Source organism: Bradyrhizobium sp. R2.2-H, from assembly GCF_004346455.1.
GTDB classification, from domain to species: domain Bacteria; phylum Pseudomonadota; class Alphaproteobacteria; order Rhizobiales; family Xanthobacteraceae; genus Bradyrhizobium; species Bradyrhizobium diversitatis.
Map to the genome: position 1 here is coordinate 263,664 of NZ_SMBR01000012.1, position 11,806 is coordinate 275,469.

The following is an 11,806-nucleotide window of genomic DNA, read 5'->3' on the forward strand; positions in this document are numbered from 1 at the left end:
CTCAGGACTGACGGCCGTTGGCGGCCTGCTTGATGGCCTCGCGGATGCGCACATAGGTGCCGCAGCGGCAGATGTTGCCGGCCATGGCGGCGTCGATGTCGGAATCGTCGGGGTTCGGCGTTGCCGCCAGCAGCGCGGCGGCCGACATGATCTGGCCGGACTGGCAGTAACCGCACTGGATCACTTCGGCATCGAGCCAGGCCTTCTGCACCTTCGCGCCCGCAGGCGTGCTGCCGACGTGCTCGATGGTGGTGACGGCGCGGTTCTCGACCGCGCTGACCGGCAGCACGCAGGAGCGCACCGCCTTGCCGTCGACATGCACCGTGCAGGCGCCGCACTGCGCGATGCCGCAGCCGAACTTGGTGCCGGTCATTCCGAGGATGTCGCGCAGTACCCAGAGCAGCGGCATTTCCGGTGGCGCGTCGAAGGATTTCGTTTCGCCGTTGATGGTAAGAACAGTTGCCATATGCATTCCCCTGCTCGGCGATCGCGTGCGGCGATCACGTCGACGAATTTTGCGCGACCATAATCATACCGATGCGAAACGATGAAGCGTCGAAATTTCCGGCAATGCATATTTGCGCGAACGAGGCGTGAGGCCATGACATTCACGAATTTGTGCGGCGATCGCTGCAAAGGTTTTGGGCCAATTGATATGATAATCGTCATGTTTTGACCCATTTTCGTCGCGTGCGACATCGGCCGCCGCAGACGATCGTGCAAATCCGCAAAATCATGCGAAGACGAAATTCGTGCGATTGAGAAAGTCGGGGACGGCGGCACGTCCTTGCTTGCGGCCATCCTTCGAGACGCCCGCCGTTGGCGGGCCCTCAGGATGAGGACCGAGTGTGCGGCCGTAGTTTTGATGAGCACCGATACGGCTTAGCCTCATCCTGAGGAGACCGCGAAGCGGTCGTCTCGAAGGACGAGGCGCGCGCTCAGGGCCCGCCAAGCTCAAATGCGCAATTTCGGAATAATAGCATTATACCCTTGTTTTGCCCGACGAGTCAACGCGCGCCATGGCATGCCGGCATAAGCCATTGATTTCGCACACCCCGGCTACTGTGCATGGGGTTGTTTTTCAGGTTTTTGATTCAAGGGCCGCAGGAGCGCCCGTCAGCCCTGACGAAAGCCCATCCGGAAGGCGCCCCAATGTTTGCCGCGGACCACGATCGGCGAGGACAGATCCTTCATCAGCACGAACTGCCCGCCGCCCATGTCGCGGCGGTAGGTCTGCAGCAGGAACGGCTTCGTGTTGCCTGCGACCTTCTTCACCGTGCGGTCGGCGAACAGGCGGCGGTTGCGGCAATTGGCGTTGTTCCAGACCGGGTCCTTACCCTGCGGCAGCCGGTAGTTCGGATTGTGGGTCGGCAGATAGCCGCCCCTGGCCCAGGCGACGCAGAACACGATGCGGGGATCGGATTTCTGGATCGGGTCCTGGATCGCGGGCAGCACGCGATCGGTGAACTCGACGTAGTCGGTGAGGTACTGTCTTGGATCGGTGCCAGGGATCTCGCGGTAGTTCTCGTCCATCAGCTGGTCGAGCGTGATCTCGCCGCGGTCGATCGCAGCCTCGAACTCCATCGAAATCCGCTTCGCGGTGTCGACGACGACGCGGATCAGCGGCGCGTCCGACGTCTCCACGCCGCTGTCGGCGATCAGCGCTATCAGGCCTTCGGAGGCGTCGAGCAGCTTCGCCACCCGCTCGTCGGCGTTCTTGAGATCGCGCGAGGACAGGTCGACGCCCCTGGCGAGCTCGTTGAGCTCGCTGATGACGGTGTCGCAATGCCCGAGGTTGGAGGTCGCCGCGCGCGTGACGCTGCCGATCTCCGCCTCCACGGAGGCGAAGCCCTGCTGCACCCGTGTGATGATGCCGGAGATCGCTTGCGCGCCTTCGCCGGCGGTCTTGGCGCGCTGCGACGCATCGCTGCTCTCGCCGATCAGACCTTCGATCTGGCCGTCGAGATCGCGCACGGTGTCGGAGATCTCATGCGTGGCCTGGCGGGTGGCTTCCGCGAGATTCTTGACCTCGCTCGCGACCACCGCGAAGCCGCGGCCGGCATTGCCGGCGCGCGCCGCTTCGATGGTCGCATTCAGCGCCAGCAGATTGGTCTGCTTCGCGATCGCCTCGATCGAGCCGGAGACCTTCGCCACCTGCGCCAGTGCCGAGCCGACGGCGCTGAGGCGCGCCTCGATCCGCTCCACGGCTGCGACCAACTCGGAGATATGGCTGACCGCGGTGTCGACGGCGCTGCGCGATTGCGCGATCTCGCCGACTGCCGCGGACGTCGTGGTCTGCACGGCCTGCGAAGCGTTGGCGATGTCGTGGTTGGCCGACACCATCGTCTCGGCCGTCTCCTGCAGGTGGTGGAACCGTTCCGACTGGTTCGCGACGCGGTTTGCGACCTCCTGGACGTTGCCGGCGATGTCGGCGAGTTCCACGCCGAGGCCGCCGATGCGGTCGGCGAGCTGATCGATCAGCCGCTCGGCGAGCGACCTGTTGGATGCGGTGTCCAATACTGCAAGCTGTGCCTGGGACATGTACGGGCTCTCTCCAGTCAGGGCCGTTGATCGGCTCTCGGCGGCATTCCCATTCCAGTTTCGGCTTAGAGGATGATTCGCGGCCGGTGTCTTGCCCAAGAGTGCACTCGGGACAGCACTACAGCTTGTAGGCCGTGCGGAAGCCACCCCAGTGACGGCCCTGCACGCGGATCGGGACGTCGATCTCGCGCATCATCACCGTGTTGCCGTTGCCCATGTCCCGCGCATAGCTCTGGACCAGGTACGAGCGCAGGTTGCGCGCGGCGGCGAGCCCCGCCGGATCGTTGAACATCCGCCGGTTGCGGCTGTTGGCCGTGTTCCAGGCGACGTCGCCCGGCCGCTGCGGATGCGAATAGATCTTGTTGTGCACCGGCAGGAAGCCGTTGCGGTCGACCATGGCGCAGAACGCCATCCGCGGCTCCCGCGCCAGGAAGGCTTCCTGGAACGGCGGCAGGGCGCGGTCGGCCCAGTCCAGATATTTCGTGCGGAATTGCTGCGGATTGGTGCCCGCGATTTCGAAATAGTCCGTGTCGAACAGGTCCTCCGGCTTGACCTCGCCGCGCGCGACCGCCTGCTCGAATATCTTCGTCAGCGCATTGCCCGCCTCCATGGCACGGGTGACCAGTTCCGTGTTCTCCTCGTGGATCGACCAGAGCTTGTCCTCGATCTTCTCGCCGAGCGCGGCGCCGGCACCAACGAATTGCGCGCGGGCGCCGGCCTTGGACTGCTCGACAACGCGCAGGCGGCAGGCGCCGATGTCTTCGAGGGTACCTTCGATCATCGCTTGCGGCGCAAGCCGGCCTGCGTCCGCGCCGCCGATCAGCACGCCGTCCATCGCGATTTCATAGACCGGCATCACCCCGCGCGCGGTCTCGAACCTGAGATGGCAGGGCAGCCGCTCGGTCTTGCGGCGGTCGGCGTGCTCGCGCTGGCCGAGCAGCACGGCGCAGCGCGATTTCAGCTTTTGAGCAAACGTGGTGACGGCCTTGCCGGCGCTGGCGACGCTCTTGCCATGGGTCTCGGCCGCCTTGGTCGCGGCATCGATCTCGGCCGCGCTCTCGCCGACCGAGATGATGAACTCCGACGCGCTGGCGGCATTTCCGGAAACTTCGCTGGTCGTGGTGTTCTGCTCGGCGACCGCGCCGTTGACGGTGTCGAACACCGGGCGGATCGCCTCGATCGCCTGCGAAATGCGGTGCACGGCATCGGCAGAGCCGGCGGCGTCGCGCTGGAGCGCGTCGATCTTCCTTGTGATCTCTTCCGTCGCTCCTTGCGTCTGCACCGCGAGCGCCTTGACCTCGGTGGCGACGACCGCAAAGCCTCTGCCCGCATCGCCGGCGCGTGCGGCCTCGATGGTGGAGTTGAGCGCGAGCAGCGTCGTCTGCCGCGCGATCTGCGCGATCAGATTGACGACATTGCCGATGGCGGCGGAGGATTCGCGCAGGCGCTCGACATTGGCGCGGGCTTCCTGCGCCGCGGCACTGGCCTCGTCGGCGAGCTTGCCGGCATTGCGGACCTGCGCGCCGATTCCCTGCGCGGACTGGGTGAACTTGTCGGCGGCATGGGCGAAGGTGGAGGCGGTCGACTGCGCCGCGTTGGTCCGGCCGGTCAGGGCATCCGTGCGGTCGCGAATGGCGGCAAGCGTCGTGGCGGTCGCCTCGGCGCCGCCGGCCACCGAATTGGCGGCGCGCTCGAGCTGGCGGATCATGGCGCCCAGCTCGAGTTCCAGCAGTTCCAGGATTTCCCGGGCCGAATCACTTTCGGCGGCCGGGGCGGTCGCGGAATCGGTCGCCGGCTGCCGAGCCTCCAGGGCTGTCGCAGGCGCAGCCGGGTCCGGCAGACGCTTCCGAAATAATCCGAACGCCATCGGGCCTCTCTTGTCGGAGAACGGTCGGGCGCTATTTTCGCAGCCCGGAATGAAATCAGGGTTAACGGTGCCTGACCTCTAGGCACGGGCGAGTACGGTGTTACCTTAAAGTCGTAGAGCCTCTTTCATTCCGGTGGGTTGGCGGCCTATAAGGCCGCGCTTCCCACGTTCACCTTGGCGCACGATTCCTTTACGAGACCACGCATGGCCGGACATTCCCAATTCAAGAACATCATGCACCGCAAGGGGCGGCAGGATGCCCAGAAGTCGAAACTGTTCGGCAAGCTGGCGCGGGAAATCACCGTCGCGGCCAAGCTCGGCACGCCCGACCCCGCCATGAACCCGCGCCTGCGCGCCGCCGTGATCGCCGCGCGCCAGGAGAACATGCCGAAGGACAACATCGAGCGCGCCATCAAGAAGGCGCTCGGCAGCGATGGCGAGAACTATGACGAGATCCGCTACGAGGGCTACGGTCCCGGCGGCGTCGCCGTCATCGTCGAGGCGCTGACCGACAACCGCAACCGCGCCGCTTCCGACATCCGTTCCTTCTTCACCAAGTCCGGCGGCAATCTCGGCGAAACCGGCTCGGTCTCGTTCATGTTCGACCGCACGGGCGTCATCGAATATGACCGCAGCGTCGCCTCCGACGACGCGATGCTGGATGCCGCGATCGAGGCCGGCGCGGACGACGTGGTCTCGGGCGAGAACGGCCACGAGATCTACGCCTCGACCGAAGGTTACCGCGACGTCGCCAAGGCGCTGGAAGCCAAGTTCGGCGAGCCGCGCAAGGCCGCGCTGATCTGGAAGCCGCAAAACACGGTCGCCGTCGACGACGAGACCGGCGAGAAGCTTCTCAAGCTGATGGACCTGCTCAACGAGCATGACGACGTGCAGCAGGTCTATGCCAATTTCGAGATATCGGACGCGCTGATGACGAAGATGGGCGGGTAGGAGCGCGCGCGTCAGTTCCACACTCTGCTGTCATCGCCCGCGAAGGCGGGCGATCCAGTATTCCAGAGACGCAAGAGGGATACGGATAAGCCGCGGCGTAATGGATACTCCGCCTTCGCGGGGTATGACGCCCGGGTTTGTACCGCGCAGCGCGGCTCATCCGAGACCTCCTTTCCCCTGTTACTTCCGTTCTGTTTCTGTTTCGCATCCCGCGGCCAGCCGCTATCACTGGCCCATGACTGCGCTCCCGATTCGTGGCCCCGTTCGCATCATCGGCATCGACCCCGGCCTGCGCCGCACGGGTTGGGGCGTGATCGAGGCCGAGGGCAACCGGCTGATCTACGTCGCCTGCGGTTCGGTGGAGCCGCCGGACGATTTGCCGCTGTCGAGCCGCCTGCTCGCGATCCATGAAGGGCTCGCGGCCGTTCTCTCCAATCACCAGCCGATGGAAGCGGCGGTCGAGCAGACCTTCGTCAACAAGGACGGCGTTGCCACGCTGAAGCTCGGCCAAGCCCGCGGCGTCGCCATGCTCGCGCCCGCAATGTTCGGCATCTCTGTCGCCGAATATGCGCCGAACCAGGTCAAGAAGACCGTGGTCGGCGCCGGCCACGCCGACAAGCAACAGATCGCGATAATGCTGAAGATATTGCTGCCCAAGGCCGAGCCGCCGTCGGCGGACGCCGCCGACGCGCTCGCCATCGCCATCACCCACGCTCATCATCGCCAGAGCACGGCGCTGCGGCTGAAGGTGGCGGGTCTCTAATGCGCGTTGTGAGGCACAGATGAGCCGCATGGACGGTGTGCTCCCTCCCCCCTTGTGGGGGAGGGTTGGGGAGAGGGGTAGCCGCAGCGGTGGTGCCGCCGTCATTGACGAGCCTGGCGCGCAGTCCTCACGCCTTCGAGACAATCCCCGTGTGGCACCCCCCTCCCTGTCCCTCCCCCACAAGGGGGGAGGGAACGGACAGACGATGCCGTGCGTCCTTCAAGCGATGGGTGCGCAGCGATGATCGGCAAGCTCAAGGGCCTGATCGATTCCTACGGCGAGGATTTCGTCATCCTCGACGTCGGCGGCGTCGGCTACCAGGTGCATTGCTCCTCGCGCACGCTGCAGCATCTGCCGTCGCCGGGTGAGGCCGCCGTGCTGTCGATCGAGACCTATGTCCGCGAGGACCAGATCAAGCTGTTCGGCTTCCGCACCGACCAGGAGCGCGAATGGTTTCGCCTGCTCCAGACCGTGCAGGGCGTCGGCGCCAAGGTCGCGCTCGCCGTGCTCGGCACGCTCGCGCCGGCCGATCTCGCCAATGCGATCGCGCTGCGCGACAAGGCCGCGGTGGCGCGCACGCCCGGTGTCGGCCCCAAGGTGGCCGAGCGCATCGTCACCGAATTGAAGGACAAGGCGCCGGCCTTCGCCAATGTCGATCCGGCGGTCGTGCATCTCGCCGGCGCCGTCGACGACCAGCGGGCCCCGCGTCCAGTGGCGGATGCGATCTCCGCGCTCGTCAATCTCGGCTACGGCCAGCCGCAGGCGGCTGCTGCGATTGCCTCGGCCTCGCGCAGCGCAGGCGAGAATGCCGAGACCGCGCAGCTCATTCGTCTTGGCCTGAAGGAGCTCGCGAAGTGAATTCCGATCACGGCCTCGATCGCGCGGAGGGTCCAAAGCTCCCGAGCATACAGCGTGCGATATATTTCTTTGGTGTCGTGTTCGCGGGGACAGTGCTAATCGGCATTCTTGCCACGGCTGCATTCTCGGCGTCGGGGTGTCTGCTGACCCGCGTCATCCGTTGTTTTTCGATCTCGCGCGATGCGCCGTATGTTGCGCTCATTGGTTTCAAAATGTGGTCTTTGCCGGGCCTGATCGCCGGTGTTCTTGTCGCTGCGATCATACTATTTCGCGGCCACGTAACATGGTGGAACGTCTTGCTGATCGCTCCGGCCTCGTACCTCGTTCTCGCTTTGGTGTTTATCGGACAGATCGATCAATACATATGGTCTGAACTCCTGCTACAAAGCGCTGTCTTGTTTGTTCTTGTGCAGCTGTCCCTTTTCGTGGGTAGAATGGCCCACAGAGCCCGAGCATGACTACTCCTCCGCGCATGGTCTCGCCCGAGCGCCGCAGCGATGATGTCGGCGACACCGCGCTCCGTCCGCAATCGCTGTCCGATTTCGTCGGCCAGCAGCAGGCGCGCAAGAATCTCTCGATCTTCATCGAGGCGGCGCGCAAGCGCGGCGAGGCGCTGGATCACGTGCTGTTCGTCGGGCCGCCCGGCCTCGGCAAGACCACGCTGGCGCAGATCGTGGCCAAGGAGCTCGGCGTCGGCTTTCGCGCCACATCGGGGCCTGTCATCGCCAAGGCCGGCGATCTCGCGGCGCTGCTGACCAATCTCGAAGAGCGCGACGTGCTCTTCATCGACGAGATCCATCGCCTCAGCCCGGCGGTGGAAGAGGTGCTCTATCCCGCGATGGAGGATTTTCAGCTCGACCTCATCATCGGCGAGGGCCCGGCGGCGCGCTCGGTGAAGATCGAGCTGTCGAAATTCACGCTCGTCGGGGCCACGACGCGCGCGGGCCTTCTCACCAATCCCCTGCGCGACCGCTTCGGCATCCCGGTGCGGCTCAATTTCTACACCATCGAGGAACTGGAAAGCATCGTCAGCCGTGGCGCGCGCGTGCTCAATGTCGGCATGAGCGCGGACGGCGCCAACGAGATCGCGCGCCGCGCCCGCGGCACGCCCCGCATCGCCGGCCGGCTACTGCGGCGCGTCCGCGATTTCGCCTCGGCGGCGGATGCCGCCACGATCGACCGCAAGATCGCCGATCACGCGCTGAGCGCGCTCGAGGTCGACGCCGCCGGGCTCGACGCCATGGACCGCCGCTATCTCACGACCATCGCGCTCAACTATGGCGGCGGCCCGGTCGGTGTCGAGACCATGGCCGCCGCGCTGTCCGAGCCGCGCGATGCGATCGAGGACATCATCGAGCCCTATCTGATCCAGTGCGGCTATCTGCAGCGCACTCCGCGCGGCCGGCTGCTCACCTCGCACGCCTTCCGCCATCTCGGTCTCGCCGAGCCCAATCGCGATCCAGCCCAATTCGGCCTGTTCGGCACCGAGCAGTCCGAGGACGACTGACTGCCGCAACCGGTGAACCCGCCGGTTCAATCCCATTACTAATCCGATGTGCGGCGCACGGCATCGCCGCTCTCGCATACGGATTGGAGTGGGAAGAATGGGGCTGACGGGCGACGCTGGATTGCTCGAGGTCATCGCGGCTGCGCCGCAGCTGCAGACGCCTGATGAGACGGAGGCGTTCCTGGACCCGATGCCGCTCGGCGAGCTGGCGTCGATGTGGTGCGCGCTTCAACGCGTCAGCCGGCGCGACCAGGTCGGCAGCATCTGGGCCCTGAAACTCTATTTCGACCGTCTGCCGCACCGCCGGCCGCAACAGGCGCTCGAACTCGTGCTGGAAGTGCTCAAGTCCGAGGCCGACAAGCCGACCGTGATGCAGCTCAACGACAAGTTCCTGCTGTCGCTGCTCTACGCACACGGCGAGGAGGTGATCGCGCGCATCGAGCACGAGGCCGGGCACAATGACCGGTTGCGCTGGCTGCTCGGTGGCGTGCATGTCGATCCCGACGACCCCTTGATGTCGCGTATTGCAGGACTTGCCGACAGCAAGGCCTGGCAGGCCGATCATCTGGCGCAGCGCACGCCGCGCGAGCCGCTCGATTTCGCCAACATGTCGACCGCCAGGCTCGCGCGCGCCTGGGTCGAGCAATATTCCAAATCCGAGCGCGACCAGGACGACAATCTGTTCGCGATCATGGATTTCGAGCGAGACCTGCGCGAGGATGATCCCGACCGGATGATCGACCTGATCCTGGAGATCCTGAAGATCGAAGCCAATCCGGTATTGCTGTCGCTGCTGGCCGCAGGTCCGCTCGAAGATGTGATCAGCGCCGGCACGATCGACCGCATCGAGCGTGAGGCGCGTGTCAATGAACGTTTTCGCGATCTGCTCGGCGGTGTCTGGTACTACCGGGCGTCGGACGAATTGAAGACGCGGCTGGATGCGCTGGTTGGCGAAAGCCGTTGGTGATCCCCGTGCAGGCGTCTGCACGGGGATGCAGATTATCTGCACGAGCCCATCCCAATTCTGCTTCAATCGCATCGCATCGAGAAGCTGCATCGGAAACGGGCTTCCATGATCACGCGCCGTCATCTCATCCGTTCCATCGGCGGTCTGTCCGCCCTCGGCGTCTCGACGGCCGCCTACGGCGTCGGCGTCGAGCCGATGCTGCGGCTCCGCGTCACCCGCTATCATCCCACGCCGCGGCAGTGGCCGGCGGATCTTCCGTTGAAGATCGCCGTCATCGCCGACCTCCATGCCTGCGATCCCTGGATGCCGCTCGACCGGGTCGCGGCCATCGTCGACCGCACCAACGCGCTGAACGCCGACCTTATCGTTCTGCTCGGTGACTATGTCGCCGGCCTGCATCAGGTCACGCGCATCATTCCGTGCAGCGAATGGGCGCGCGTGCTGGCCGGCCTCAAGGCGCCGCTCGGCGTCCACGCCGTCATGGGCAACCACGACTATTGGGATGACAGGACGGTGCAGCGGGCCGGGCAGGGAGTGACCGTCGCGCATCGCGCGCTGGAAGCGGCCGGCATCCCCGTCTACGAGAACGACGTCGTGCGCCTCACCAAGGACGGCCGACCGTTCTGGCTCGCCGGTCTCGGCGATCAATTGGCCTTTCTGCCGGCGCGCCGCTTCCGGAGCATAGTGCGCTTCGGTGCCGACGATCTCAATGCGACGCTCGCCAAGGTCACGGACGATGCGCCCGTCATCCTGCTCGCGCATGAGCCCAACATCGCGCCGCGCGTGCCGGCGCGTGTCGCGCTGCAACTGTCCGGCCACACCCATGGCGGCCAGGTCCGCCTGCTCGGCTGGTCCCCCGCTGTGCCGCCGCAGCATGGCGTCCGCCTCGCCTATGGTCATGTCAGGCTGAAATGCGACGTCATCATCTCCGGTGGCCTCGGGTGCAGCATCATGCCGCTGCGCGTCGGGGTGCCGCCGGAGATCGTCGAGGTGAGGCTGGGGCGGGCCGCGCCGGTTGTGTCCTAACACGCTTGCGCGGACCGCGGTTTTTGCGCAAAACGGGCCGACAGCGACAAGCGAAGAGGCTCACGACGTGACTGCCCATCTGGACGGCGAGATCCGCGACGGCCGCCACCACATGCAGGTCCGCGTCTATTACGAGGACACGGATTTCTCGGGGATCGTCTATCACGCCAACTATCTGCGCTACATGGAGCGCGGACGCACCAATCATCTCAGGCTGATGGGCGCCGAGCAGCAGGCGCTGTTCGAGCAGGTCGAGACGGAGGGCGCAGGCTTTGCCTTCGTCGTCCGCTCGATGCATCTGGATTTCCTCAAGCCCGCACGAATGGACGACGTGCTCGACGTCGTGACCTGGCCGGTCGCGGTGAAGGGTGCGTCCATCATGCTGGCGCAGGAGGTGCGGCGCGGCCACGACGTGCTGGTGAAGGCCGAGGTCCGCGTTGCCTTCATCAGCGGCGGTCGCGCCCAGCCGATTCCGAAGTCGATACGCACGCTGATGAAGGCCGATCTGATTTCGTGATCGCCCGATAAGTGATCGCCTGATTTGTGGTGGCCTATCGACTCCGCCAATCGGGGCGATAAATTCACGGCCCGATCAACCGATGAGGCCATCATGTCGCGCCCGCCGCTTCCACCTTTCACCCGCGAGACCGCTGCGCAAAAGGCCCGCATGGCCGAGGACGCCTGGAATTCACGCGATCCGGTCCGCGTGTCGCTCGCCTATACCGAGGACAGCCGCTGGCGCAATCGTTCCGAAGTGTTTCAGGGCCGCGAGGCCATCGTCGCGTTCCTCACCCGCAAGTGGGAGAAGGAACTGGACTACCGGCTGATCAAGGACCTCTGGGCCTTCGATGGCAATCGCATCGCGGTGCGCTTCCAGTATGAGTGGCACGATGCCGGCGGCCAGTGGTATCGCTCCTACGGCAACGAGCAGTGGGAGTTCGATGAGCACGGGCTGATGAAGCGGCGCGAGGCCTCGATCAACGACGTCGCGATCGCTGAGAAGGATCGCCGCTTTCACTGGCCGGCGCCGGGCCCGCGGCCGGCCGATGTGCCGGGGCTGGGCAGCGATCCGTTCTAGAATTTTACAAGCGGTGCTCTTTCACCCTCTCCCCTTGTGGGTCTTGTGGGAGAGGGTGGCTCGCCGCAAAGCGGCGAGACGGGTGAGGGGTCTCTCTCCGCGCATTCAATGACAGCGAACTCGCGGATGGATACCCCTCATCCGGCGCTTCGCTGTCCAGCGGATGGATGGGTAACAAACCAGACCGGATGGATAGGTAACAGTCGTTCATGGTTCGGTCCGCTGCGGCGCTGCGCTAGCGCAGCGCC

At 65.3% G+C, this 11,806-nt stretch carries 12 protein-coding genes; 9 read left to right on the forward strand and 3 right to left on the reverse strand.

Features of this window, described 5'->3' with window-relative positions; all coding sequences use genetic code 11:
- Position 1: 1 nt before the first annotated feature.
- The 3 genes from EDE08_RS28735 to EDE08_RS28745 all read right to left on the reverse strand — a co-directional run bounded on the left by EDE08_RS28735 (position 2) and on the right by EDE08_RS28745 (position 4,408).
- Positions 2 to 466 (reverse strand): (2Fe-2S)-binding protein, encoded by a 465-nt coding sequence (locus tag EDE08_RS28735; RefSeq protein WP_207913110.1) that lies wholly within the window; start codon positions 464 to 466, stop codon positions 2 to 4.
- Positions 467 to 1,116: 650 nt separating this feature from the next.
- Positions 1,117 to 2,541, reverse strand: coding sequence for a methyl-accepting chemotaxis protein (locus EDE08_RS28740; protein ID WP_131871895.1), 1,425 nt, complete (start codon positions 2,539 to 2,541; stop codon positions 1,117 to 1,119).
- Positions 2,542 to 2,659: 118 nt separating this feature from the next.
- Positions 2,660 to 4,408: a methyl-accepting chemotaxis protein gene (locus tag EDE08_RS28745; protein ID WP_131871894.1), complete on the reverse strand. Its 1,749-nt coding sequence runs from the start codon at positions 4,406 to 4,408 to the stop codon at positions 2,660 to 2,662.
- Between the two features lie 204 nt (positions 4,409 to 4,612).
- Here EDE08_RS28745 and EDE08_RS28750 point away from each other — a divergent pair, with 204 nt between their 5' ends.
- The 9 genes from EDE08_RS28750 to EDE08_RS28790 all read left to right on the forward strand — a co-directional run bounded on the left by EDE08_RS28750 (position 4,613) and on the right by EDE08_RS28790 (position 11,558).
- Positions 4,613 to 5,359, forward strand: a complete 747-nt coding sequence (locus EDE08_RS28750; protein ID WP_131871893.1) for a YebC/PmpR family DNA-binding transcriptional regulator — start codon at positions 4,613 to 4,615, stop codon at positions 5,357 to 5,359.
- Between the two features lie 235 nt (positions 5,360 to 5,594).
- On the forward strand, positions 5,595 to 6,122 hold the full coding sequence (gene ruvC, locus EDE08_RS28755; RefSeq protein ID WP_131871892.1) for a crossover junction endodeoxyribonuclease RuvC: 528 nt from the start codon (positions 5,595 to 5,597) through the stop codon (positions 6,120 to 6,122).
- A gap of 240 nt (positions 6,123 to 6,362) precedes the next feature.
- Positions 6,363 to 6,980 carry a Holliday junction branch migration protein RuvA gene (gene ruvA / locus EDE08_RS28760; protein ID WP_131871891.1) on the forward strand — a complete coding sequence of 206 codons (618 nt, stop codon included), beginning with the start codon at positions 6,363 to 6,365 and terminating at the stop codon, positions 6,978 to 6,980.
- Positions 6,977 to 7,438, forward strand: coding sequence for a hypothetical protein (locus tag EDE08_RS28765; protein WP_131871890.1), 462 nt, complete (start codon positions 6,977 to 6,979; stop codon positions 7,436 to 7,438). The genes ruvA and EDE08_RS28765 overlap by 4 nt, the downstream gene beginning before the upstream one ends.
- Complete coding sequence (ruvB, locus tag EDE08_RS28770) at positions 7,435 to 8,487, forward strand: Holliday junction branch migration DNA helicase RuvB (RefSeq protein WP_131871889.1); 1,053 nt, start codon at positions 7,435 to 7,437, stop codon at positions 8,485 to 8,487. The genes EDE08_RS28765 and ruvB overlap by 4 nt, the downstream gene beginning before the upstream one ends.
- Positions 8,488 to 8,584: 97 nt before the next feature.
- Positions 8,585 to 9,454 carry a DUF6869 domain-containing protein gene (locus EDE08_RS28775; RefSeq protein ID WP_131871888.1) on the forward strand — a complete coding sequence of 290 codons (870 nt, stop codon included), beginning with the start codon at positions 8,585 to 8,587 and terminating at the stop codon, positions 9,452 to 9,454.
- A gap of 105 nt (positions 9,455 to 9,559) precedes the next feature.
- Positions 9,560 to 10,480, forward strand: coding sequence for a metallophosphoesterase (locus tag EDE08_RS28780; protein WP_131871887.1), 921 nt, complete (start codon positions 9,560 to 9,562; stop codon positions 10,478 to 10,480).
- A gap of 67 nt (positions 10,481 to 10,547) precedes the next feature.
- The gene (ybgC, locus tag EDE08_RS28785; protein WP_082822106.1) at positions 10,548 to 10,997 is read left to right on the forward strand and encodes a tol-pal system-associated acyl-CoA thioesterase; all 450 of its coding nucleotides are present in this window, start codon (positions 10,548 to 10,550) and stop codon (positions 10,995 to 10,997) included.
- 93 nt (positions 10,998 to 11,090) lie between these two features.
- A complete protein-coding gene (locus tag EDE08_RS28790; RefSeq protein WP_131871886.1) occupies positions 11,091 to 11,558 on the forward strand; it encodes a nuclear transport factor 2 family protein in 468 nt (155 codons plus the stop codon).
- The last annotated feature ends 248 nt before the right edge of the window (positions 11,559 to 11,806 follow it).